Raw genomic sequence first — 25,790 nt, 5'->3', positions numbered from 1 at the left:
AGCTAACTCCTGATATTTGGAAGTGACTGCCGTCGGCGTCAATTACGTCGATATGTTCGGCAACTACACTCTGCCCGCTTGGACATTTGCGGTGCAGATCATCGAACCGGTTCCGGCGGTGGAGTCCGCGGTCTTGTTCACCGGCCCAGTGGGCCAAAGAAGCTGGCTCGCGGTGTGTTCGGGACAAGGCGCGATCGCGAGTTCGGAAGGGCTTTTCTTTGCCAGCTCGGCCGCCGCGAGGCATCCCCCCACATGGTGGGCGGGAATCCCGGAGTGCTCGAATTCGCGTCTTTTGCATCACCTCGACGAACTGCCTGTCGATTTGCCAAAATGTCAGATTTCCAAGGACATTGGTCCTATCTGAAATGCACTCGAGAGGCAGTCGGGAGGCTAGGCTCGTGGCCTGACCAGCAACCGAGTAAGGGGGCAGTTTTTTGACCGTTACGGATCACGACACCCGATCTGCATACCTGGACCTGCTCCGCCAGGACCTCACCAGATACGGGGTCGACGAATTGGTGCCGGTGGGCTGGAACTGGTTGCACCGCCCCGCTTTCAAGATCGGCAATCTGATGCTTGTCCGCAAGCGGTCCTTCGACCGCCACAAACGCGATCTGGGTCTGGATTGGCCTGCGGAAGCGCTGACGATGATCGGCATGACGCGGCTGACGAGTTTGCAGCACTGTGTCGAGACGGTGATCGCCGAGGATATCCCGGGCGATCTGGTCGAATGCGGGGTCTGGCGCGGTGGCGCCTCGATCCTGATGCGCGCGGTGCTCGCGGCCTACGGCGATGAGAGTCGTTCGGTATGGCTTGCCGATTCGTTCGAAGGTGTGCCGCCGCCGGATAGCGCCAACTACAAGGCTGACAAAGGGGACAGGCTGCACCTGGCCGCGCCCATCCTGGCGGTGTCGGAGAAGGACGTCAGGGCGAACTTCGCCCGCTACGGGTTGCTGGATGACAAGGTCCGCATTCTCCCCGGCTGGTTCAAGGACACCTTGCACGATGCGCCGATCGAACGCATCGCGGTGTTGAGGCTCGATGGCGACCTCTACGAATCCACCATCCAGGCGCTCGACGGCCTCTACTCGCGGCTCACGCCGGGTGGCTTCTGCATCATCGACGACTATCACGCGATCGAAGGGTGCCGGAAGGCGGTGACGGATTATCGTGCCAGGCACGGAATCTCCGCCGAGATAGTCGACATCGACGGCACCGGGGTGCTCTGGCGCAAGGAATGAGCCCATCGCACCTGAAAGGCAGGGATTCGCAATGAAACTTGTCCTGGCCGCCTATGGAACACGCGGAGATCTCGAACCCTCGGTCGCTGCCGGTCGCGAACTGATGCGCAGAGGGCATGACGTGCGGATGGCCGTTCCGCCCGATCTGGTCGGCTTTGCCGAGAGCGCGGGCCTGGTCGCGGTTCCGTACGGCCTGGACACCCAGGCCTGGCTGGGCGTATACCGCGACTTCTGGACGTGCTTCTTCCACCGGTTCTGGCGGGTCGGCGAACTCAGACGGCTGTGGCGCGAGATGTGGGATCTCAGCGATCGCTCATGGACCCAGATGAGCACGGCGCTGACACCCCTGGCCGCGGGCGCCGATCTGCTGTTCGCCGGGCAGAGCTATCAGGAGCCGGCGGCCAATGTGGCCGAGTATCACGACATTCCGTTCGCCACCCTGCACAACACCCCGGTGCGGGTCAACGGCAAGTTGCTCTCGAGGCTGCCGGGCCCGCTGGCACGGGCTGCGATGTGGACCTACGACTGGTTGGGCTGGCGGCTGAACAAGAAGGTCGAGGACGCCCAGCGTCGTGAGCTGGGGCTGCCCAAGGCTACGGGGCCCGTGTCGGGGCGCATCGCCGCCCGCGGAGCGCTCGAAGTCCAGGCCTACGACGAGGTGTGTTTCCCGGGGTTGGCCGAGGAGTGGGCACAGTGGCGCAGTGAACGCCCGTTCGTCGGCACGTTGACCATGGAGCTGGCGACCGAGTCAGACCAGGAGATCGCTTCGTGGATCACGGAGGGAACACCGCCGATCTGCTTCGGTTTCGGCAGTATGCCGGTCGAATCTCCGGCTGAGACAGTCGAGATGATCGCATCCGCATGCGCTGAGCTCGGGCAGCGAGCCTTGGTCTGTTCCGGATGGAGCGATTACAGCGACGTCCCGCGGTACGACCATGTGAAGGTCGTGGGCGCGGTCAACTACGCCGCGGTCTTTCCGGCCTGCCGTGCGGCCGTTCACCACGGCGGGGCGGGAACGCTGGCGGCCAGCCTGCGCGCTGGGGTACCCACCTTGGTGCTGTGGATCGACGGTGTGCAGCCGGTGTGGGCGTCCCGCGTCAAACTGCTGAATGTCGGTGCAGTACGGAGCTTCTCCAGCACTACCCAGGAGACACTGGTCGCGGATCTGCGTAAGATCCTCGACCCCGCGTGCGCTACCCGTGCGCGCAACGTCGCCGCCCGGATGGTCCCGGCCGCCGAGAGCGTGACGCGAACCGCCGACCTGATCGAGAGCTATGCACGTCAGAGGTGTTCGGCCTGAGCCCGAGACACCGCCGCCGATGCGAACTGTCAACCAGCCAGTTCCCTGAACACTCTGTGAGTCAACATGTTTGAAGCATCCGAGTCCAGAGAGGCCGGGACGCACCGTAACCGGTCCCGAATCCGCCGCTGCCAGGGTGGTCCCCATGCCTGAACGGCTCAAACTCAGCACGCGCGCGTGGCTGAAGGCGGTACGCGCCGAATACTGGCTGGCCCGCAACCTGTTGCCCGAGGTCTACAGCAACGACGCGTTGATCTGTTTCAACAGCTACGCGTTCATGGATGATCCTGAGTTCCAGCGGGCTTACGAACGGGGCGCGCGCGCACTGGGCGACATGGACTGGTACCAGTGGCACTGGCGGGTGCACGTAGGTTTGTGGGCCGCGGGCAACGCCAGCAAGATCGAGGGTGACTTCGTCGAGTGTGGCGTCAGCTACGGCTTCCTGAGCAGTGCGGTCATGGAATACCTGGACTGGGATCAGCTCGGGAAGACGTTCTATCTGCTCGACACCTTCGCCGGACTCGATCCGCGCTTCGTCACCGCTGAGGAGCGGGAAGCCGGCGCCTTGGAGAAGAGCGAAGAGCTCGTCCGTAACGGGATGTACGGCAGTTCGGTGGACGGTGTCCGGGCCAACTTCTCCCAGTGGCGCAACCAACGCATCGTCGTGGGTGCGGTGCCCGAAACCCTCGCGCAGGTCGACTCGGACGCGGTGGCCTTCCTGCATCTCGACATGAACTGTGCCCCACCCGAAGTGGCAGCGCTTCGGCACTTCTGGCCGAGGCTCGCCCCGGGTGCCTTTGTCCTGCTGGACGACTACGCCAACCGTGGGCGCGATGAGCAGCGGATCGCGATGGACGAGGTGGCCGATGAGCTGGGCGTCTCGATCTGTTCCCTGCCCACCGGTCAGGGATTGCTGATCAAACCACCACGGCAGACGGATCGGCCCGATGAGCTGGGCAGCCACCCCGCCAACGTGGCCCAAGGCATCGGCAATGTTCAGGCACCGGTCGTACCCGCGGCGAACAAGTGGCCGCTCAAGTTCCGGATCGCATGGGCCGCGCTGCGGACGGCGTACTGGATCCCGCGCAAGGTCTTGCCCGACGTGTACTCCGACGACGCCCTGATCTGCTTCAACAGCCATGCCTTCATGGATGATCCGGCATTCCGGCGAGCCTACCAACGCGGTGTGCTCGCGCTGGGCGGAAAGGACATCCACCATTGGCACTGGCGCGTGCACGTCGGACTGTGGGCCGCCGCCACCGCGAGCACCATTGACGGCGATTTCGTCGAGTGCGGCGTCAGTCACGGCTTCCTGAGCAGTGCGGTGATGGAGTACCTGGACTGGGATCAGCGGGGGAAGATGTTCTATCTGCTGGACACCTTCGCCGGAATGGACCCTCGCTTCGTCACTGCGGGCGAGCGCGAGGCCGGCGCGCTGATCAAGAACCAGGCGGCGTTGGACTTCGGTATCTACGGCAGTTCGGTGGACAGCGTCCGGGCAAACTTCTCCCAGTGGCGAAACCACCGCATCGTCGTCGGAGCGGTGCCCGAGACGCTCGAGCAGGTGGAGGCGAAGTCCATCGCCTTCCTGCACATCGACATGAACTGCGCCCCACCAGAAGTCGCAACGCTGCGGTATTTCTGGCCACGGTTGTCCCCTGGCGCACTGGTGCTGCTCGACGATTACGCCAATCGCGGACGAGACGATCAGCGGATCGCCATGGACGAAATGGCGCGCGAACTGGGGGTGCAGATATGCGCACTACCCACGGGCCAGGGCCTCCTGGTCAAGCCGCCGGAACAACCCAGATCATCGTCGGTATCTGCCGAACACGCGGAATCCAGCCGCCCAGGCTGAGTTCAGGTGCCGTCAGTGTGCACTGCGGCGGACGGCCTGCTCGTACAGGTCGGCAGCCTTGCTGACACTGTCACCGGGACTGGTCATCTGCGCGGCGAGTGATCGGGCCCGGACCGCGTAGTCCGGGCTCAGGATGCGGCGCAGGTCCGACTCCAACGTTTCCCGGCTGGCGCCCGAGATGCGCCGTGCGGTGCCGACTTTCAGGCGTTTGATCTGATTTCCCCAGTACGGCTGATCGGCTGAGCTCCAGAGGATCAGCGTGGGCACGCCGGCCCGCAGGCTGGCAGCCGTCGTTCCGGAGCCGCCATGGTGCACGACTGCCCGGCAGGAACCGAACACGTCTGCGTAATTCACCGGCCCAACCACCTTCACATGCCCGGGGATGGGGATGCCGCCGAAGTCGGTTCCGCCCGCGCACACCAACGCCCGTTCACCGAGATCGGCGCAGGCGGAACCGATCATCTCGATCGTCGACGCGGGCGATTCAACCGGGATGCTGCCCGTGGCGAAGCAGATCGGCGGGGTTCCGGCCGCGATCCAGGACGCGACCGCGTCGTCGGCATCCGTGGCGAGCCCCATCGTCAGTGCACCGACAAAAGGCCTGCGGCCGTTAAACGTCGCCCATTCGTCCGCCAGTCCGGGGACACTGACGGCATCGTAGGCCTGGATCTCCAGCGCCCCGTATTCGGCCATCCGCGTCGGTGAGGACGTCGAGGCTGCGGGCAGACCGAGGTCTCGGCGCTGCGCATCTTCCGCCTTCTTGGTGGATCGCCACATCAGCCACTCGGACACCGCACTTGCCGAACGGACCAGGGATGAGGGCAGCGCGGGGATCAACTGGCCATTGGGGCGCATCGGGAAGTGGTGCAGCGCGACCAATGGGATGCCGTAGTACTCAGCGACATTGGCGGCTGGTTGCTCATAGTTCAGTCCCGTGGACAGCAGGTCTGCTCCTCGCGCAAGCTCCGCCAGTGTGGCACTTGTCTCCTGCCAATGGCGAGCGATGGGTGCCCAGAGTTCGCGCAGGGAGCCGACCGGATTGCGTGGCAACCGAGTCCAAAAGTCACGCAGGAAGTCCTCCTGCAGAAAGTCCGCCAATTCGGGCCCGTAGGAAACGGTTTCGAGGCCGGCTGTCTGCACGAACTCGACCAGGTCCGGAGGCACTGCCAGCGAGACGTTGTGGCCCCTGCGCCGAAGTTCGCGCCCGACGCTGACCGAGGGCTCGACGTCGCCACGAGTTCCGTAGCATGCCAGCGCAAATCTCATGCCGCCCTAGCCTTTCACTCGATATCTCGCGTAGTTGACCTTACCGCCCTTTGAGTTTGGGATAGTTAGCTTATGGACCTCAAAGATCGCGTGCGTGATTCTCGTGACCGGATGATCAAGAACCAGAACGAGAAGCTTGCGCAGTATGTGCAAAAGTTCATCTACCCGTACGCCACCCGCAAGCTGGAGGCCGAGGACGTGGTGTTCCTCAACTATGGGTACGAGGAAGATCCGGCCATGGGCGTGCCGCTCTCGGACTCGGATGAACGCAATCGCTACTTCATCCAGCTATATCACGCCACCGCAACGCAAGTGGATATCCAGGGGAAACGCGTGCTCGAGGTCGGTTGCGGCCACGGTGGCGGTGCCTCGTACCTGGCTCGGACGTTGCATCCGGCGCGCTACACCGGACTGGATCTGAATCCGTCGGCCATCGCGTTTTGCCAAAAGCGGCACAAATTAAAGGATCTCGACTTCGTCGAAGGCACCGCAGAGGATCTTCCTTTTGCCGAAAGCGCCTTTGATGCGCTGATCAATGTTGAATCCTCGCATCTGTACCCGCAGTTCGGAAAGTTCCTCTCCGAGGTCAGCCGCGTCCTGCGGCCGGGCGGGTACTTCCTCTACACGGATGCCCGTCTCCTTGGCGACATTCCAGCCTGGGAAGAGGCGCTCGCGAACGCGCCGTTGCGGTTGGTGTCGCAGCGGACCATCAGCGCCGACGTGGTCCGGGGAATGGAGAAGAGCATGCACCAGTGGCAGTACGTGATCGACCAGGTCGCACCTCGGCCGCTGCGTGGTCTCACCCGCCGCTTCTCGCCGGCTCGGAAGGCCTGTGAAAGCCTGCGGCCGGGGGAACCTCCGAGTACCGGATGTACTGCTTCCAGAACTCGGCAGTCCCATCGAATCATGGTGCGTAGCCTCGTGATTAGCGGCCTGTCGGCACATTCGGCGTGGCCGTTCACGGGTTCTGGACTTTCCTCGCGGGTATGGTGAGTGCATGAGTCTGCTCGAGTCGATCGAACGTGGCCTGGATTGGCTGGCGACGCCCAAGCGCTTGCCCGGTCACCTCGAGATGGAGACGCAGCGTGGAAAGCGTCTTGAACTCGAAGTTGTCTCGCTGGCCGTCCGAATGCCGGTTGGTGGGGGCGTGAAGCTGAAGCTGCCGGTGTTCGTCATGGTCGTGCCTGCCGGCTCGTCTGCGCTTCAGCCGTCCCAGGATCCCATCGAAGAGGGCAATCAGTAGCCCTCGCGGTATTGCTATAGCTACGCTGCCTGTCGCAGATCGCGGCCGGGGCACGTCGCCGGCTTCTGCGCGCCCGTCTGCGCGCCCCGCTCTGGCATGGATGGCAATCGCGCACCGCACCTAGCGTCCGCCCCGTGGGCTGGGCGTTCTTTGCGGCAACCGATTCTCAGTTAACCACTGTCGGCGCTGCTGCCATTATCAATTCAATGTGTGGCGACTGATTATCGGTTTGCGCCACAAAACCCAAGTATTTGCTGTGTTTGCTATTGCGGGGATAATTCTTGTTCCGATGGTGGTTGCCGCCTGGTGTGGCCACACAAAATTCACAATCGGACTGAATACGCAATAATGTGACGCTTTCGTCAAAAGAAGATGACCACGCAAAAGCACATGATGTTGAAAAGGCAGTTAACTCATTAGTATACCTAGATAGAGTTCGCTGGAGCGGGTTGGCTGGTCGACTTGTATGAAAGCGGGAACTGAGTGATGCGCCTGGACGTATGTTTGCGATATCTTTGCGAAGTCACCGACCAACCTGGAGAAACGTGCGCAATAACCCGTTCGACGACGACAGCGGCAGCTTCTATGTCTTGATCAATGACGAGGAGCAGCACAGCTTGTGGCCGAGCTTTGCCGAAGTACCCGCAGGGTGGCGGACGGTCTATGGCGAAGCGAACCGTTCTGACTGCTTGGAGTTCATTGAGCAGAATTGGACGGATATCCGACCTAAGAGCCTGCGTGAGCGGTTGGCGCGCGACGGGTCTATTCAGCGCTAGTCGTCAGTGGAAGTTGAAAAATATATGGAACCTGATGGTGGAACGCTGCCTCTTTCTCGCGGGCAGTTGGATATCTGGCTTTCCCAAGAGAGCGGCCTTGCAAACACCGAGTGGCAACTCGGCCTTTTGGGTCGAATTGACGGGGCGGTGCAGCGCGACCTCCTCGAGCGGGCGATCCGCCAGGCCCTCCAAGAGGCAGAGCCGGCCAGGGCTGCGTTCGTCGAGATCGACGGCCAGGTCTTCCAGAAGGCGGTTGACTACTCCGATCTGGAGTTGGTGTTCCACGACGTCAGGGACTCCGCCGATCCGGAGCAGAAAGCCAGGGAGATGGCGTCGGCGATTCAGCACACGCCCTTGCCGCTGACCGGTCAGCTGGTGAAGTTCGCCCTCTTCCGGACGCGGCAGGACGAGTACTTCCTGTTTGGGCTGGGACATCACGCATCTGTCGACGGCTTGGGCATGGCACTGGTCAGCCGACGGATTGCCACGATCTACACGGCGCTGGTCTCGGGAGAGCCGGTGCCGCCGGCATACTTCGGCACACTGCAGGATTTCGTCGACTGCGAGACGGAATACCAAGAATCCCAGAGCTTTCAGGATGATCTGGCGTACTGGCAGGACAACCTTCCGTCTGAAGGCGGTGTCGACCAGGGACTGCCCTCGACGGGGGACGGGCGGGACGCCTACGCGCCCTCGGCCTCGGTCGAAGTCGACCGCATCGCCGTGGGACACATAAAAGAACTGTCCAAGAGGCTGCGGGTCCGTCGCTACTCCGTAACCACCGCGGCGTGCGCACTTCTGGTGCGGGCGTGGACGGCCAACGCCTCAGAGGTGGCGCTCGACTTCCCGGTCAGCAGGCGCGTGACGCCGGAGTCGAAAACCCTGCCGGCCATGCTTGCCGGGGTGGTGCCGTTGGTACTGAAGGCGCCACCGGACTGGACCCTCGGTGAATTCTGCCAGCACGTCGATTCGCGTATCCGAGAACTGCTGCAGCATCAACGTTTTCCCGTGCACACCCTCAACGGTGGGTCCCGGCAGGCGTCGAACCGGGTGGCGGTCAACTTCATCCCGTCCCGTCTCACACTGGACCTGGCCGGCGCCCCCGTCACGGTGTCGTATACGAACCACGGCCCGATGGGGCACTTCGGCTTGTTCTTCATCGGGGCGAGTGACCAGCTCTTCCTGAGCACGGCGGGCACCGGGCGCCCATTCGCGGACTTCGAGGTCTCTGATCTGGCCGACCGCATTCAACGCGTGCTGGTGGAGATGGCCGCGGATCCGGAGCGGACGCTGTCCTCACTGGATCTGCTGGCCGGGCAGGAACGTACCCAGCTGGCCGAGATCGGCAATCAGGCGGTCCTCACCCGGCCCAAGGCGGCGCCGGTCTCGATACCCGACTTGTTCGCCGAACAGGTGGCCGCCGCGCCGGATGCCGCCGCACTGACCTTCGAAGGCCGAACGCTGACCTACCGCGAGCTCGACAAGGCGGCAAATCGGTTGGCGCACCTGCTGGTAGCCCGGGGAGTCCGCCCGGGCGAGCGGGTCGCTCTGTACTCGAACCGTTCGGCCCGGGCCGTCGTCGGAATGCTGGCGATACTCAAAACCGGTGCGGCGTACGTGCCGATCGACCCGGCCGTGCCCGCCTCGCGGATGGAGTTCATCCTGGCCGACGCGGCACCGGTAGCCGCCGTCACCACCGGGAAACTAAGGTCACGGCTCGAGGGCTATCGCGGCATCGTGATCGACATCGAAGATGAGGCGATCGAGGCGCAGCCCGGTACTCCGGTGCCGGCGCCCGCCCCTGCCGACATCGCGTACGTGATCTACACGTCGGGAACGACCGGCACGCCCAAGGGCGTAGCGGTGACCCACCACAATCTGACCCAGCTGATGATCTCGCTGGACGCCAGCCTGCCGCGGCGAGCAGTGTGGCCGCTGTGCCACTCGCTGGGCTTCGACGCCTCCGTGTGGGAGATCGGGCATGCCCTGCTGCGGGGCGGTCGCCTGGTGGTGGTGCCCGAATCGGTGGCCGGCTCTCCCGAGGACTTCCATCGGCTGTTGGTCGCGGAGGGGGTCAGCGTCTTCACCCAGACCCCGTCCGCCGCGGCAATGCTGTCCCCGCAGGGCCTGGAATCCGCGGTGCTGGTGGTGGCAGGCGAGGCGTGCCCAACCGAGTTGGTGGATCGATGGACGGCAGCCGGTCGGGTGATGTTCGATGCCTACGGCCCGACCGAGACCACGATCTGTGCGGCGATGAGCGCACCGCTGCAGGCCGAATCCGTCGTCCCGATCGGCTCACCCGTCCCCAGCGCCGCGCTGTTCGTGCTGGACACCTGGATGCAGCCGGTGCCGACCGGCGTGGTCGGCGAACTGTACGTTGCCGGCGACGGAGTGGCATGCGGATATCTCGGCAGGCCGGATTTGACGGCCTCGAGATTCGTGGCGTGCCCGTTCGGTGGTGTGTCAGGGCAGCGGATGTACCGCACCGGCGATCTGGTGCGGTGGGGCGAGGACGGCCAGCTGCAATATCTGGGCCGTACGGATGAGCAGGTCAAGATCCGCGGGTACCGCATCGAACTCGGTGAGGTGCGTTCCGCTCTGGCTCGGGTGGACGGGGTGGAACATGCCGCCGTGATCGCCCGAGAGGACCGCGTCGGCGACAAACGACTCGTCGGGTACGTCACCGGAAGCGTCGACCCCGTGGAAGCCCGGGCCCAACTGGCGGACCAACTTCCGCCCTATATGGTGCCCGCCGCGGTGGTGGTGCTGGCCGCGATGCCGTTGACGGCCAACAACAAACTCGACACCCGCGCGCTGCCCGCGCCCGAATACCAAAGCGGGAACACCGAATACCGGGCTCCGGGCAATGCGGTCGAGGAGATCCTGGCAGGCATCTTTGCCGAGGTCCTGGGCCTGGAACGGGTCGGCGTGGACGATTCGTTCTTCGACCTGGGTGGCGACAGCATCCTGTCGATGCAGGTGGTGGCGCGGGCCCGAGCGGCGGGAGTGTGGTGCCGGCCGCGGGACATCTTCGTCGAGCAGACCGTTGCCCGGCTCGGCGGCGTGGCCAAGCTCGCCGGTGGCGAGGCCGTCATCGACGAGGGCATCGGTGCGGTCGACCCGACACCGATCATGCAGTGGCTTCAGGACATGCCCGGTCGTATCGACCAGTTCAACCAGACTTTGGTGATCCAGGCCCCGGCCGGGGTGACCCAGGGCGATGCCGAGATCGTCCTGCAGTCACTGCTGGACCGGCATGCCGCGCTGCGGCTGCGGGCGGAGGCCACAAACGCCTCGGCCAGAACCGGAACCGACGGCGGTGACTGGTCACTGACCGTGCCGGACAAGGGGACCGTCAGCGCCCGCGACTGCCTGACCGCGGTCACGCAGCTGTCGGATGAAGCGGTGCAGGTCGCGCGATCGCGGCTCAACCCCGCCGATGGAGCAATGGTGCGTGCCTTGTGGGCGCAGGACACCAACCAACTGGCCCTGATCATCCACCATTTGGCGGTCGACGGTGTGTCCTGGCGGATCCTGTTGGAGGACTTGAACATCGCTTGGGCACAGCACAGCAACGGGCAGTCGGTGGCATTGCCCAGCGGTGGCACGTCGTTGGCCCGCTGGTCCGAGTTACTGGCCGAACGAGCGCGGGACACCGATGTTGTCCGGCACGCCGATACCTGGCGGACAATCGCGTCGACCCCGGCCGCCTTGCCACCCGTACAGCCGGAGTTGGACACCTTCGCCGGCGCCGGGCGGCTGACGGTGGCCTTGGACGAAGCGACCACCCGGATGCTGTTGGGAGAAGTCCCTGCGGCATTCCACGCAGGAGTGCAGGACATTCTGTTGATCGCCTTCGGCCTGGCCTGGGCGGAGTTCTCCGGTTCCGGCAGTGTGCCGATAGGCATCGATGTGGAGGGCCACGGGCGCGCCGAAGATCTGGCGCCCAATGTCGATCTGTCCCGCACCGTGGGCTGGTTCACGGCCAAGTACCCCGTGGCGCTGACTGTGGGCCGGGTGTCCTGGACACACGTGACCGCCGGTGCCGCGGCGCTCGGACCGGTGATCAAAGCCGCGAAGGAACAGCTGCGAGCCCTGCCCGACGGCTTGACCTACGGGCTGTTGCGTTACCTCAATCCGGACGTGGACCTGGGTGGATCCGACCCAACCGTTGGATTCAACTACCTCGGCCGGCTGGGTGCGGGCGGAGTGGACCTGTCCGAGGACCTGTGGCGGATCAGCCAGGACAACCTGTCGATGACCGGGGTGGCTTCGGCGATTCCGATGGCACTGGCCCACAGCGTGGAACTCAACGCCGGCACACTGGACGGCCCGACGGGCCCGCAGCTGCAGGCCAATTGGATGTGGGCGCCTTCGGTGCTGAGTCGTGAACAGGTTGACCTGCTCAGCCGGCTCTGGTTCGAGGCCCTGGCCGGAATCTGCGCCCACGTGGGATCCGGCGGTGGCGGGCTCACCCCATCGGATGTCGCCCCGCTGATGCTGACCCAGGGACAGGTCGACGAGCTGACCGAGCGGTACCGGATCGCCGATGTCCTTCCGCTGACCCCGCTGCAGAAGGGGCTGCTCTTCCAGTCCGGCGTCGCCGACGATGCCGGAGCCGTCGGGGACGACGTCTACGCGGTGCAACTGGCGGTGACCGTCACCGGTGAGCTCGACCCGCAACGGCTACGCCAGGCGGTGAGTGCGGTCATCGCGCGCCATCCCAACCTGGCAGCGCGGTTCGACGACCAGTTCGGCGAGCCGGTACAGGTACTGGAGGCCGACCCGGTCACCGCGTGGCAGTACGCCGATCTGGCCGACACCGCAGACGATGTCGACGATCGGCTTGAGCAGATGTGCGCTGCCGAGCGCCGCGCTGTCTGCGACCTGGCCGAGCAGCCGACCTTCCGGGCGGCGCTGATGCGCACCGGCGACGAGCAGCACAAGCTGGTCCTCACCATTCACCACATCGTGATCGACGGCTGGTCGCTGCCGATCCTCTTGCAGGAGATCTTCGCGGGGTACTTCGGGCACCGGCTACCCTCGCCTGCCTCCTACCGCAGCTTCGTCAGCTGGCTCGCGGGTCAGGATGACGTTGCGGCAAAGGTCGTATGGCGCGACGTCCTGGCCGGGTTCGAGACTCCCACCCTGGTCGGACCCCCGACGGCGGTAGGGCCTCGGGGCACCCAGTCCTACCGCCTGCCGGGCGAGATCACCCGGGCACTCACCGAGCTGGCCCGGTCACAGCACACCACGCTGAACACCGTGCTGCAGGCGGCCTGGGCACAGGTGCTCATGGCACTGACCGGCCAGCATGACGTGGTCTTCGGCACCGCGGTATCGGGACGGCCGGTCGATCTGCCGGGCGCCGATTCGATGGTCGGCCTGCTGATCAACACCGTGCCGGTCCGGGCCGGCATCGACGCGGCCAGCACGGTGGCCGATCTGCTGGATCAGCTGCAACGGGTGCACAACGACACCGTCGAGCATGAGCACCTGTCGCTGGCCGAGATCCATCGAGCGGCGGGGCACGACCGGCTGTTCGACACGCTCTTCGTATACGAGAACTACCCGATCGACACCCAGGCGCTACTGGGCGCACAGGAGTTGGGCATCACCGACTTCACCAGCCGCGAGTACAACCACTATCCGCTGTCGGTGGTGGCGATGCCAGGGGAGGAACTGGGACTGCGGATCGAGTTCGACAGTGGTGTGCTCGGCACGGACGATATTGTGGCCCTGGCCAATCGGATGCGGCATGTGCTGGAGACCATGGTCGCGGATCCGGCCCGGACGCTCGCTTCGATCGATCTGCTCGACGCCGATGAGCACGGCCAACTCGACAACTGGGGCAACCGCGCAGTGTTAACCCGGCCGGCAACCGAGCCGGTGTCGATTCCGCAGCTGTTCGCCGGGCAGGTGGCCCGTGACCCGGCCGCGACGGCACTGACCTGCGATGGCCGCGCGATGACCTACGGCGAGCTCGATGATTCGTCAAATCGGTTGGCGCAGTTGCTGTCCAGCCGTGGCGCCCGCCCCGGTAGCCGGGTGGCAATGCTGCTGCCCCGCAATGCCGAGGCCGTCGTCGCGATCCTGGCCGTGGTGAAGACCGGGGCAGCCTATGTACCGATCGACCCGGCGCATCCCGATGCGCGTATCGAGTTCATGCTCGCCGACGCGGGCCCGGTCGTCGCGATCACCACGGCGGGGCTGCGCCACCGGCTGGAGCCATCCGGGGTGCCCGTGCTCGAGGTGGACAGCCACGGTTCTCAGCCAGGCGCCGAACTGCCTGCCACAACTGCTGATTCACCGCTCGCGACACCTGCTGATTCACCGCTCGCGGTGGTGCCCGACGACGTGGCCTACGTCATCTACACGTCGGGAACCACCGGCGCGCCGAAAGGAGTTGCGGTCACGCACCGCAACGTCACCAGATTGCTCGAGGCCCTCGACGCCGAACTGTCGGTGGGCCGGGTCTGGAGCCAGTGCCATTCGCTGGCGTTCGACTATTCGGTCTGGGAGATCTGGGGCCCGCTGCTGTCCGGCGGCCGGCTGGTGGTCGTGCCCGATTCGGTGGTTCGCTCACCCGAAGATCTGCATGCGCTGCTGGTCAGCGAGAAGGTCAACGTGCTGAGCCAAACTCCGTCGGCGTTCTACGCCTTGCAGACCGCCGATGCTCTGGAGCCCGAACTGGGGCGTCAACTTGAGTTGCAGACCGTGGTGTTCGGTGGTGAAGCATTGGAGCCGCAACGTCTTTCGGTCTGGCTGCGGAATCACCCCGGCCTGCCCCGGATGATCAACATGTACGGCATCACCGAAACTACGGTCCACGCGTCGTACCGTGAGATCGACCGTGCCGACGTCGAGGGCAACTCCAGCCCGATCGGCGTGCCGCTGGAGCACCTGGCCTTCTTCGTGCTCGATGAGTGGATGCGGCAGGTCCCGGTGGGCGTGGTCGGCGAGTTGTACGTGGCCGGTGCTGGTCTCACCGCGGGCTACCTGCGGCGTCCGGATCTTTCGTCGACGCGATTCGTGGCGTGCCCGTTCGGAGCCCCCGGACAACGGATGTACCGCACCGGTGACCTGGTGCGCTGGGGCGCGGACGGGCAGTTGCGCTACGAGGGCCGCGCCGACAAGCAGGTGAAGATCCGCGGCTACCGCATCGAACTCGGTGAGGTCCAGGCCGCGCTGGCCGGCGTGGACGGAGTGCAGCAGGCGGCGGTGATCGCCCGGGAGGACCGTCCCGGTGACAAGCGTCTGGTCGGTTACGTGACCGGATCGGCCGACCCGGCGACGGCGCGGGCTCTGCTGGCCGAACGTCTTCCGGCGTACATGGTCCCGACCGTGGTGGTGGCGTTGGACGCATTGCCGCTCACGATGAACGGCAAGCTCGACACCCGGGCGCTGCCTGCGCCGGAGTATCAGGATGCCGACCGGTACCGCGCACCCCACGACGCAGTCGAGCAGATTCTGGCCGGCATCTACGCCCAGGTGCTGGGGGTCGAACGGGTGGGTGTGGACGATTCGTTCTTCGACCTCGGCGGGGACAGCATCTCCTCGATGCAGGTGGTGGCTCGTGCCCGCGCCGCGGGTCTGGTCTGCCGACCGCGTGACGTGCTGGTTGAACAGACGGTGGCCCGGCTGGCCCAGGTGGTGGCAGCCGCGGACGGCCAGGCCGTGGTGGTCGACGAGGGCATCGGCCCGGTGGTTGCTACCCCGATCATGCGGTGGTTGCACGAAATCGATGGTCCGGTAGCCGAGTTCAACCAGACTGTGGTCCTGCAGGCGCCCGATGGCGTCACTGAGGGCGACGTGGTGATGGTGCTGCAGGCTCTGCTGGACAGGCACGCCATGCTGCGCCTGCGGGTGGAGACGGCCGCCGACGGTGCGTGGTCGCTGACCGTGCCCGAACCGGGCGCGGTGAACTCCGGCGACTGTGTGCATGTCGTCGGCGAGTTGTCCGACGAGGTGCTGCGTGCTGCGCGGTCACGATTGAACCCCGCGGCCGGCGCGATGCTGACGGCACTGTGGGTGCCCGGTACCGCGACCCTGGCGTTGATGATCCATCACCTGGCCGTCGATGCGGTCTCCTGGCGAATTCTGTTGGAAGACTTGAACATCGCCTGGGCTCAGCATCGCAGCGGTCAAGCGGTGGATTTGCCTGCCCCGGGCACGTCCTTTGCCCGCTGGTCGTCGGTGCTGAACGAACGCGCTCATAGCCCGGAGGTGGTCGAGCTGGCGCCGGCCTGGCAACAGGTGGCTGCCGTCCCCGCCGCATTGCCGGCGGTGCAACCGGCGGTGGACACCTACGCCGCCGCCGGGCAACTGTCGGTGGAACTCGATGCCGTCACCACCGGCGAGCTGCTCGCTGCGGTCCCGGCCGCGTTCCACGCGGGTGTGCAGGACATCCTGCTGATCGCCTTCGGGCTGGCGGCGGCGAAATTCCTGGGGGCCGGTGCTCAACCGATCGGTATCGATGTCGAGGGTCACGGCCGAGATGAGGACCTGGCCGATGGCGTCGACCTGTCCCGCACCGTGGGCTGGTTCACCAGCAAGTATCCGCTGGCGTTGGCACTGGACGAGTTGCCCTGGGAGCAGGTGACTTCGGGTGATGACGCGCTGGGTGTGGTGATCAAGGCCGCCAAGGAGCAGTTGCGGGCTCTGCCTGACGGTCTGACCTACGGACTGCTGCGCTACCTGAATCCCGATGTGGACTTGGACGGTCCGGATCCGGCTTTCGGCTTCAACTACCTCGGCCGGCTCGGGGCGGGCGCCGGTGAGCTGTCCGGCGATCTGTGGCGGATCGATCAGCAAGCGGTGTCGATCACCGCATCGGCCACGGCGGTGGACACCCCGCTGGGCCATACCCTCGAACTCAACGCCGGCACGCTGGACGTCGGCGCCGATGACGGTCCTCGGCTGCATGCGACGTGGACGTGGGCTTCGTCCGCGCTGGACCACGAGCGGGTAGAGGCGTTGAGCCGGCTGTGGTTCGAGGCGCTGGCCGGCATCTGTGCCCATGTTCGAAACGGCGGCGGTGGGCTGACCCCGTCGGACATCGCGCCGGCGACTCTGACCCAGCTTCAGATCGATACATTGCAAGGCGAATTCGCGATCGCCGACGTGTTGCCGCTGACCCCCCTGCAACAGGGTTTGCTGTTCCACACCGAAGAGGGACAGGCCGGCGACGATCTGTACGCAGTGCAGCTGGACATCACTGTGGTCGGTCCGCTGGATCAAGACCGCCTTCGTGCCGCTGTGCAGGATGTGATCACCAGGCGTCCCAACGTGGTCGCGCGCTTCTACGAGGACTTCGGCGTGCCGGTGCAGATCCTCCCGGCGGAGCCGGAGCTCGCCTGGCAGTACCTGGATCTCAGCGATACCCCAGAACAGGTCGTCGAACAGAGGATTCAGCAGTTCTGCGCCGCCGAGCGCGCTGCTGTCGCCGGGTTGGGCAACCAGCCGCCGTTCCGGGCCGCAGTGCTCCAGACCGGGGACGGCCAGCACCGGTTCGTGCTCACCAACCACCACATCGTGCTGGACGGCTGGTCGAAGCCGATCTTGTTGCGAGAGGTCTTCGCCGGCTATCTCGGCGGCCGGCTACCGGCCCCCGTTCCCTACCGGCGATTTGTCACCTGGTTGGCCGAGCAGGACACCAGCGCCGCACAGGCCGTGTGGAGCAAGGTTTTTGACGGGTTTGACCATCCCGCACTGGTCAGCACCCCGGGGCGGGTGACCCTCGGTCGACGCGGTGTCGAATCCTTCAATCTGTCGGCCGAGACAACACAGGCGCTCGGCGAGCTGGCGCGTACCTGCCACACAACGGTCAGCACCGTGCTGCAGGCCGCTTGGGCGCAACTGCTGACGTGGCTGACCGGCCAGTACGACGTCGCATTCGGCACCGCGGTGTCCGGCCGGCCGGCAGATCTGGCCGGTGCCGAGTCGATGGTCGGGCTGCTGATCAACACGGTGCCGGTGCGCGCCAGGATCACACCGGCGACCACTGTTGGCAGTCTGCTCGAAGAGTTGCAGGGTGTTTACAACGACACCTTGGATCATCAGCACTTGGCGCTGAGCGAGATTCATCGCGTCACCGGTCACGACCAGTTGTTCGACACCATGTTCGTTTACGAGAACTACCCGATCGACACAGCCGCGTTGTCCGGGGTCGGCGACCTGACGATCACCGGCTTCACCAATCGCGAGTACAACCATTATCCGCTTTCGGTACAGGCGGTTCCAGGCCATGAATTGGGCTTCCGCATCGAATTCGACTCTGATGCCTTCGATTCGGTGCGAATTGGGAAATTGGTCGCGCGGTTCAGGCGGGTACTAGATGCCATGACCGCAGACACGAGGGAGCAGGCATGAGCATCGGATCCAGCCGGACGCTGTTGTCGTTCGACCTTCTCGATGACGGTGAGCACGACCGCCTCGACGATTGGGGCAACCGGTCGGTGTTGAGCCGCCCGTCTTCCGACCCGGTCACCGTACCCGTTCTGTTTGCCGCCCAGGTGGCCCGCAGCCCGGAGTCCGTGGCGCTGGTCAGCGGCGACCGATCGTGGAACTATCGCGAGCTCGATGAGAAGTCGAACCGGCTGGCGAACCTGCTCGCCGATCATGGGGTCGGGCCGGGTGAAACCGTCGCGCTGCTGATCTCCCGTTCGGCCGAGGCCATCGTGTCGATCCTGGCCGTGCTCAAGACCGGAGCTGCCTACCTGCCGATCGACCCCGCACATCCCGATGACCGGATCGGCTTCATGCTCGCCGATGCGGCCCCAGGCATCGCCGTCAGCACCGCGGAATTACGCGCCCGGCTGGACGGCGGCGAGGTGCCGGTGATCGACGTCGCGGATCCCGCGGTCGAACGTCAGCCGTGCACTGCGCTGCCAGGTCCAAAACCCGACGACCTGGCCTACATGACCTACACATCGGGCACTACCGGTGTGCCCAAAGCGGTAGCAGTGACCCACCGCAACGTGACTCAATTGGTGGAGCGCTTGCACGCGGATCTGCCTTCGGAGCCGGGACAGGCGTGGTCGCAATGGCATTCGCTGGTATTCGATGTCTCGGTGTGGGAGATCTGGGGTGCCCTGCTGCACGGCGGACGGCTGGTGATCGTACCGGAGGCTGCCGCAAGTTCGCCGGATGATCTGCAGAATCTGGTGCTCGCCGAAAAGGTGAGCGTGCTGTGCCTGACACCCTCGGCGGCGGGAATGCTGTCGCCCGAGCGGCTGGGATCGACCACCCTCGTCGTCGCAGGCGAAGCCTGCCCATCCGAATTGGTGCAGAGATGGGCCTCGGGCCGGGTCATGATCAACGCGTATGGGCCAACGGAGGCAACCGTTTACGCGGCGATGAGTGCGCCGTTGAGGACGTCGGAAGCCGCCGGTGCGATCGTGCCGATCGGCTCGCCGGTCCCGGGTGCGGCGTTGTTCGTGCTCGACAAGTGGCTGCGGCCGGCGCCGGAAGGTGTGGTCGGTGAGCTGTATGTGGCGGGTGCCGGGGTGGCGGTTGGCTACGCGCGTCGACCCGGGCTCACCGCATCGCGGTTCGTCGCTTGCCCGTTCGGCGGCGCCGACGCGCCAGGAATCGTCATGTACCGCACCGGCGATCTGGTCAAGTGGGGCGACGACGGGCAGCTGCAATACCTGGGCCGCGCCGACGAGCAGGTCAAGATCCGCGGCTACCGAATCGAATTAGGAGAGGTGCAGGCCGCACTCGCTGGGCTCGACGGGGTGACCCAGGCCGTGGTGGTCACCCGCGAAGACCGCCCAGGCGACAAACGGCTTGTCGGCTACGTCACCGGAACTGCCGACCCGGCCCAGATGCGTGCGGCGCTGGCCAAGCGGCTGCCGGCCTACATGGTGCCCGCCGCGGTGGTGGTGGTCGACGCCTTCCCGCTGACGGTGAACGGCAAGCTTGACAAGCGCGCGCTACCGGCGCCTGAATATCGCACTGCCGGAGCCGGATACCGTGCACCGAGCAACCCGGTCGAGGAGATCCTCGCCGACATCTATGCCCAGGTGCTGGGCCTGGATCAGGTCGGTGTCGACGACTCATTTCTCGACCTGGGCGGCGACAGCATCCTGTCGATGCAGGTGGTGGCCCGGGCTCGGGCGGCAGGCGTGCGGTGCCGGCCGCGCGACATCTTCGTCGAGCAGACCGTGGCCGGGGTCGCCGAGGTCTCGGTCTTCGCCGATCCGGAGCATGCGGTCGTCGACGAGGGCATCGGTCCGGTGTCGGCGACACCGATCATGCGCTGGCTGCGGGACGTGCAGGGCCCCGTCGATCAGTTCAACCAGACTGTCGTGCTGCAGGCACCCGACGGGGTGACCGAGGACGATGTGGTGGTCATCGTGCAGGAGCTGATCGACCGACACGCCACCCTGAGGATGCTCGCCGAAACCGATGCCGACGGCGAATGGGCACTGAGCGTGCCCGACAAGGGTTCCGTCGACGCACGCGACCGGGTGTCCATTGTCGAGGAGTTGTCCGACGAGGCGCTGATCGTGGCGTTGACGCAGTTGGACCCGGCCGGCGGATCGGTCCTACGAGCCCTGTGGGTGCCCGCCACCAGCCAGCTCGTGCTGATGATCCACCACCTGGCGGTTGACGGGGTGTCCTGGCGAATCCTGTTGGAAGACCTGAACATCGTCTGGGCGCAGCACCACAGCGGCCAGCCGGTGCGCCTGCCGCAGGGCGGGACGTCGTTCGCCCGCTGGTCGCACTTGCTGACCGAGTATGCCGGCGACGCGAAGATTGCCCGGCATGCCGACCAGTGGCGCAGAGTGCTCGAGGTGCCCGCTCCGCTGCCGCCGGTGCGGCCCGACGTGGACACTTACGCCAACGCCGGCCAGCTGTCGGTGGAGCTGGATGTCGAGACCACCCGCCAGCTGCTCGGACCGGTCCCTGCGGCATTTCATGCAGGGGTGCAGGACATCCTGTTGATCGCATTCGGCCTGGCATGGGCCGAATACCTCGGCACCGGCAGCCTGCCGATCAATTTCGACGTCGAGGGCCACGGCCGCAGTGAGGACATCGGGGGAGCGTGTCTGGACTCCGATGTCGATCTCTCGCGCACCGTGGGCTGGTTCACCACCAAGTATCCGGTCGCGTTGGCAACGCCGGAACTGCCTTGGGATCAGGTGATTTCGGGTGACATCGAGCTGGGATCGGTCATCAAGGCGGCCAAGGAGCAACTGCGGACCCTGCCCGATGACCTGACCTACGGGATGCTCCGCTACCTCAACCCCGACGTCGCACTGGACGGGCCGGACCCGACGATCGGGTTCAACTACCTGGGGCGTCTGGCCGTTGGGATGGCCGACGTCGGCGAGGACCTGTGGCGCATCGACCAGGACGCGTTGTCGACGACCGGTGTGGTGTCAGAGGTACCCATGCCGTTGATGCACACCGTGGAACTCAATGCCGGCACCACGGACACCGATGCCGGCCCCCGCCTGCAGGCTGCGTGGACATGGGCCCCCTCGGTCGTCAGCCGGGATCAGGTGGACCGGCTCAGCCGGTTGTGGTTCGAGGCGCTGAAGGGCATCTGCGCCCACGTGCAATCCGGTGGCGGCGGGTTGACCCCATCGGACGTCCTTCCGGCGCAACTGACTCAGACTCAGATCGATGAGCTGGCACAGGAATACACCCTCGCCGACGTGCTGCCGCTGACTCCGGTGCAGCAGGGGTTGTTGTTCCATTCCACGTTCGCCCATGGCCGCGGCGCCCATGACGACGTGTATGCGGTGCAACTCGACATCACCATCGCCGGGGTCGTCGACCAGCACCGGTTGCGGGACGCACTGCACACTGTGGTGGCCCGGCATCCGAATCTGGCGGCGCGATTCTGCGGGCAGTTCGGTGATCCCGTGCAGGTCATCCCTGCCGACCCCGTCATGGCGTGGCGGTATCTGGATCTTCGCGGGGACGACTTGACATCCGACGAGGAGGTCCGTGCGCTCTGCGACGCCGAGCGGGCCGCGGTCTGCGACCTCTCCGAGCGTCCGACATTCCGGGCCGCGCTCATCCGCACCGCGGGCAACGAGCACCGTTTCGTCCTGACCTTCCACCACATCGTGATCGACGGCTGGTCGCTGCCGATCCTGTTGAAGGAGGTCTTCGCCAGCTACTTCGGGCAGCGGCTTCCCGCGCCGGCGTCTTACCGCAACTACGTGAGTTGGCTGGCCGACCAGGATCACGACGCCTCCCGAGAAGCCTGGCGAAACTTGTTGGACGGCTTCGAGGCTCCCACCCTGGTCGCGCCTCCGGCCGAGCCGGGCCCCAGAGGCATCGAGACCTATCGGGTGTCAGCAGAGACCACCTCGGCGCTCGCCGAGCTCGCACGCGCGCAGCGCACCACGGTGGCCACCGTGCTGCAGGCCGCCTGGGCGCAACTGTTGATCTGGCTGACGGGCCAGCACGACGTCGCCTTCGGTACCGCGGTATCGGGCCGTCCCACGGACTTGCCCGGTGCGGATTCCATGGTGGGCCTGCTGATCAACACCGTTCCGGTGCGGGCCCGCACCACCGCGACCACCACCGTGGCCGAGCTGCTGGACCAGCTGCAACGTGCCCACAACGACACCCTCGAGCACGAACACTTGGCGCTCACCGAGATTCACCACCTCGCCGGCCATGAGCGACTGTTCGACACCCTGTTCCTGTACGAGAGCTACCCGATCGACACCACTGCTTTCATGGGTGTGCAGGAGTTGGCCGTCACCGAGTTCAACAATCGCGAGTACAACCACTACCCGCTTTCGATGATGGCCCTACCCGGACACGAACTGGGTCTGCGCCTCGAATTCGACAGCGACGTGTTCGATGCCGGCCAGATCGAAGCGCTGGTCGAACGGTTCCAGCGGCTGCTGGGGGACATGGTCGCCGATCCGGCTCGCCCGCTCTCGGCCATGGATGTCCTTGAGAGCGCCGAGCACGACCGGCTGGACACGTGGAGCAATCGCGAGATCCTGGCCCGGCCGGTGAGCGCACCGGTCTCGATCCCGGAGATGTTCAGCCGGCAGGTGGAACGTGATCCTGGTGCGCCGGCGCTGACTTTCGAGGATCGCTCGCTTACCTATGACGAGCTCGACGAGGACGCCCGCCGGTTGGCAAACCTGTTGGCGCTCATGGGCGCCGGCCCGGGCGAAACGGTGGCACTGCTGGCGCCGCGGTCCGACCTGGCGATCGTGGCCATCCTGGCTGTGCTCAAGACCGGGGCGGCCTACCTGCCGATCGACCCGGCGGTGCCGGCCACCCGACTGGAGTTCATGCTGGCGGACGCCGCCCCGATCATCGCGATCACGACGGGCGAGCTGCGATCCCGGCTGGACGGGACAGACGTACAGATCGTCGAGGTCGACGATCCGGCCGTGGAATCCGCGGGCCTGATCTACCCCACAACCAACCTGCTGCCGCCATCTGCCGATGACACCGCCTACCTGATCTACACGTCGGGAACCACCGGCACCCCCAAGGGTGTGGCCATCTCGCACGGCAACGTGACCCAGGTGCTGGAGAATCTGCATCCGGATCTGCCCGCGGGATCGGGACAGGTTTGGTCGCAATGGCATTCACTGGTGTTCGACGTCTCGGTGTGGGAGATCTGGGGTGCGTTGCTGCACGGGGCCAGGCTGGTCATCGTGCCGGAGCCGGTGGCCGGCTCACCGAATGATCTGCACGATCTGCTGGTCGCCGAAGGGGTCAGCGTGCTCTACCAGACGCCGTCCGCTGTGGGGATGCTGTCGCCGGAGGGTCTGGAGAACACCGCTCTGGTGGTGGCAGGAGAGGCCTGCCCCAGCGACGTGGTGGATCGCTGGGCGCCGGGTCGGGTGATGATCAACGCGTACGGACCGACCGAGGCCACGATCTACGGCGCGATGAGCGCACCCCTGATCGCAGGTACCGCCGGTGGTGCCGTTCCGATCGGGTCCCCCGTCCCCTCCGGTGCCACGTTCGTCCTGGATGAGTGGTTGCGTCCGGTATCCGTCGGTGTGGTCGGCGAGCTCTACCTCGCCGGCCGCGGCGTCGGCGTCGGGTATCTCAACCGGTCCGGGCTGACCGCATCCCGGTTCGTCGCCTGCCCGTTCGGCGGCGAAGACGCTCCGGGACAGGTCATGTACCGCACCGGCGATCTGGTCAAGTGGGGTGAAGACGGACAGCTGCAATACCTGGGCCGCGCCGACGAGCAGGTCAAGATCCGTGGCTACCGCATCGAACTCGGCGAGATCCAAGCCGCCCTCGCCGAGCTGGACGGAGTGACTCAGGCCGCGGTCGTCGCCCGCGAGGACCGCCCCGGCGACAAGCGTCTGGTCGGCTACATCACCGGCAACGCCGATCCGACCCAGTTGCGCAAGGAACTCGGCGAACGGCTGCCCGCCTACATGGTGCCGACGGCGATCGTTGTCCTGGAGGCACTGCCGCTGACCGTCAACGGCAAGCTCGATCGCCGTGCCCTGCCCGCGCCCGAGTACCGGGACGCCGCCCGTTACCGCGCCCCGGCCACCCATGCCGAACACACGCTCGCGGGCATCTACGCCCAGGTGCTGGGCCTGGACCGGGTCGGCATCGACGATTCGTTCTTCGACCTCGGCGGCGATTCGATTTCCGCGATGCGGGTGATCGCCGCGGTCAACACCGCATTCGACGCCCAGCTCGCGGTGCGCACGCTGTTCGAGAAACCGTCGGTGGCCGCATTGGGCCTCCAGCTGACCACCGAGGCCGGATCCGAAGCGGTGGCCACTCCCACCGGTGTCAGCTTCACGTCGGTGCACGGCACCGTGGTCAATGAGGTCTACGCCCGTGACCTGACCCTGGACAAGTTCATCGACGCCGCCACCTTGAGGACCGCGCGGGCCTTGCCGCGACCGAACGGGCAGGTGCAGACCGTTCTGCTCACCGGCGCCACCGGATTTCTCGGACGCTATCTGCTGCTGGACTGGCTCAAGCGACTACGCCGGGTCGACGACACGGTGATCTGCCTGGTGCGGGCCGACTCCGACGAACAGGCACGCCGGCGTCTGGAAGCCACCTTCGACACCGACCCGGTCCTGCGCAGGCACTTCCAGGAGCTCGCCGCCGAACGCCTCGAGGTCATCGCCGGCGACAAGGGCGAACCCAACCTCGGACTGGACGACCAGCGCTGGCGGCACCTGGCCGAGCGTGTCGATCTGATCGTCGACTCCGCTGCCTTCGTCAACAGCGTGCTACCTTACCGAGAACTGTTCGGGCCCAACGTCGTCGGGACGGCCGAGTTGATCCGCTTCGCGCTGACCACCAGGCTCAAGCCGTACAACTTCGTCTCGACCTCCGATGTCGGTCGTCAGATCGAGCCGTCGAAGTTCACCGAGGACATCGACATTCGGTTCGCCAGCCCCCTCCGCACCCTCGACTCCGGGTACGCCAACGGCTATGGCAACAGCAAGTGGGCCGGCGAGGTTCTGCTGCGGGAGGCGCATGATCTCTGCCGCCTGCCGATCGCGGTGTTCCGCTCCGGCATGATCATGGCCGACCCGACTTATGCGGGACAGTTGAACCTCACCGACACGGTGAGCCGAATGGTGCTGAGCCTCGTGGCCACCGGTGTCGCGCCCAAGTCGTTCTACCGGCTCGGCGACGACGGTCAACGGCAACGCGCGCATTTCGACGGACTGCCCGTGGACTTCGTCGCGGAAGCGATCACCACGTTGGGCTGGGAGGTGGCCCGTGCGTCAGCCGGCTTCGAGACCTACCACGTGATGAATCCGCACGACGACGGCATCGGAATCGACACGTACATCGACTGGCTGATCGAGGCCGGCTACCCGATCGAACGCGTCGCCGATTTCGGAGAGTGGTTGCAGCGGTTCGAAACCGGCATGAGGGCGCTGCCGGAGCGGCAGCGGCAGAACTCGGTCCTGCAGATGCTGAAGCTGCTTCAACAGCAGGGCGGCGTCCTCCGTGCCCCCGAGCCGACGCAGGGCTCCTACGCGCCGGCCGACCGGTTCCGCGCTGCGGTCCGGCGGTCGAAAGTCGGTGCAGTAAACGATATTCCACGTGTGACGCCGGAGGTCGTGGTGAAGTATGTGACAGACCTGCAGTTGCTCGGGATGCTCTAGGT

At 65.7% G+C, this 25,790-nt stretch carries 9 protein-coding genes and 2 pseudogenes; 10 read left to right on the top strand and 1 reads right to left on the bottom strand.

Annotated elements, in window-relative coordinates; all coding sequences use genetic code 11:
• The first annotated feature begins 22 nt into the window (after positions 1-22).
• From ACNQR1_RS34255 to ACNQR1_RS34235, 5 genes and pseudogenes are all read left to right on the top strand, one after another.
• Complete coding sequence (locus tag ACNQR1_RS34255) at positions 23-364, top strand: hypothetical protein (protein WP_418049946.1); 342 nt, start codon at positions 23-25, stop codon at positions 362-364.
• A gap of 70 nt (positions 365-434) precedes the next feature.
• Entirely contained in the window at positions 435-1,241 is an 807-nt protein-coding gene (locus ACNQR1_RS34250; protein ID WP_418049945.1) for a TylF/MycF/NovP-related O-methyltransferase, read from the top strand.
• A 31-nt stretch (positions 1,242-1,272) separates the two neighbouring features.
• Positions 1,273-2,541 (top strand): glycosyltransferase, encoded by a 1,269-nt coding sequence (locus ACNQR1_RS34245; protein ID WP_418049944.1) that lies wholly within the window; start codon positions 1,273-1,275, stop codon positions 2,539-2,541.
• 145 nt (positions 2,542-2,686) lie between these two features.
• Positions 2,687-3,472: pseudogene (locus tag ACNQR1_RS34240) on the top strand (TylF/MycF/NovP-related O-methyltransferase); the annotation flags it as partial.
• 162 nt (positions 3,473-3,634) lie between these two features.
• Positions 3,635-4,399 carry a TylF/MycF/NovP-related O-methyltransferase gene (locus ACNQR1_RS34235; protein ID WP_418050611.1) on the top strand — a complete coding sequence of 255 codons (765 nt, stop codon included), beginning with the start codon at positions 3,635-3,637 and terminating at the stop codon, positions 4,397-4,399.
• Between the two features lie 12 nt (positions 4,400-4,411).
• Here ACNQR1_RS34235 and ACNQR1_RS34230 read toward each other — a convergent pair whose 3' ends face one another.
• Positions 4,412-5,665 carry a glycosyltransferase gene (locus ACNQR1_RS34230; protein ID WP_418049943.1) on the bottom strand — a complete coding sequence of 418 codons (1,254 nt, stop codon included), beginning with the start codon at positions 5,663-5,665 and terminating at the stop codon, positions 4,412-4,414.
• Between the two features lie 111 nt (positions 5,666-5,776).
• Here ACNQR1_RS34230 and mtf2 point away from each other — a divergent pair.
• The 5 genes and pseudogenes from mtf2 to ACNQR1_RS34205 all read left to right on the top strand — a co-directional run bounded on the left by mtf2 (position 5,777) and on the right by ACNQR1_RS34205 (position 25,788).
• A pseudogene (gene mtf2, locus ACNQR1_RS34225) lies at positions 5,777-6,582 on the top strand (fatty-acid O-methyltransferase Mtf2).
• 80 nt (positions 6,583-6,662) lie between these two features.
• Positions 6,663-6,908 carry a hypothetical protein gene (locus tag ACNQR1_RS34220; RefSeq protein ID WP_418049942.1) on the top strand — a complete coding sequence of 82 codons (246 nt, stop codon included), beginning with the start codon at positions 6,663-6,665 and terminating at the stop codon, positions 6,906-6,908.
• Between the two features lie 545 nt (positions 6,909-7,453).
• Complete coding sequence (locus ACNQR1_RS34215; protein WP_418049941.1) at positions 7,454-7,684, top strand: MbtH family protein; 231 nt, start codon at positions 7,454-7,456, stop codon at positions 7,682-7,684.
• A 24-nt stretch (positions 7,685-7,708) separates the two neighbouring features.
• The gene (locus tag ACNQR1_RS34210; RefSeq protein WP_418049940.1) at positions 7,709-18,055 is read left to right on the top strand and encodes an amino acid adenylation domain-containing protein; all 10,347 of its coding nucleotides are present in this window, start codon (positions 7,709-7,711) and stop codon (positions 18,053-18,055) included.
• Complete coding sequence (locus ACNQR1_RS34205; protein WP_418049939.1) at positions 18,052-25,788, top strand: amino acid adenylation domain-containing protein; 7,737 nt, start codon at positions 18,052-18,054, stop codon at positions 25,786-25,788. Before ACNQR1_RS34210 ends, ACNQR1_RS34205 begins: the two co-directional genes overlap by 4 nt.
• The last annotated feature ends 2 nt before the right edge of the window (positions 25,789-25,790 follow it).

Source organism: Mycobacterium sp. 48b (genome assembly GCF_048282725.1).
GTDB lineage: Bacteria > Actinomycetota > Actinomycetes > Mycobacteriales > Mycobacteriaceae > Mycobacterium.
Note: the sequence above shows the minus strand (reverse complement) of the source record. Positions and strands in the feature narration are given on the sequence as shown.

Bases quoted from the DNA above. Each gene is read 5' to 3' on its own strand.
- ACNQR1_RS34245 (WP_418049944.1), top strand. From the start codon at position 1,273: ATGAAACTTGTCCTGGCCGCCTATGGAACACGCGGAGATCTCGAACCC.
- ACNQR1_RS34230 (WP_418049943.1), bottom strand. From the start codon at position 5,665: ATGAGATTTGCGCTGGCATGCTACGGAACTCGTGGCGACGTCGAGCCC.
- ACNQR1_RS34220 (WP_418049942.1), top strand. From the start codon at position 6,663: ATGAGTCTGCTCGAGTCGATCGAACGTGGCCTGGATTGGCTGGCGACG.
- ACNQR1_RS34210 (WP_418049940.1), top strand. From the start codon at position 7,709: ATGGAACCTGATGGTGGAACGCTGCCTCTTTCTCGCGGGCAGTTGGAT.
- ACNQR1_RS34205 (WP_418049939.1), top strand. From the start codon at position 18,052: ATGAGCATCGGATCCAGCCGGACGCTGTTGTCGTTCGACCTTCTCGAT.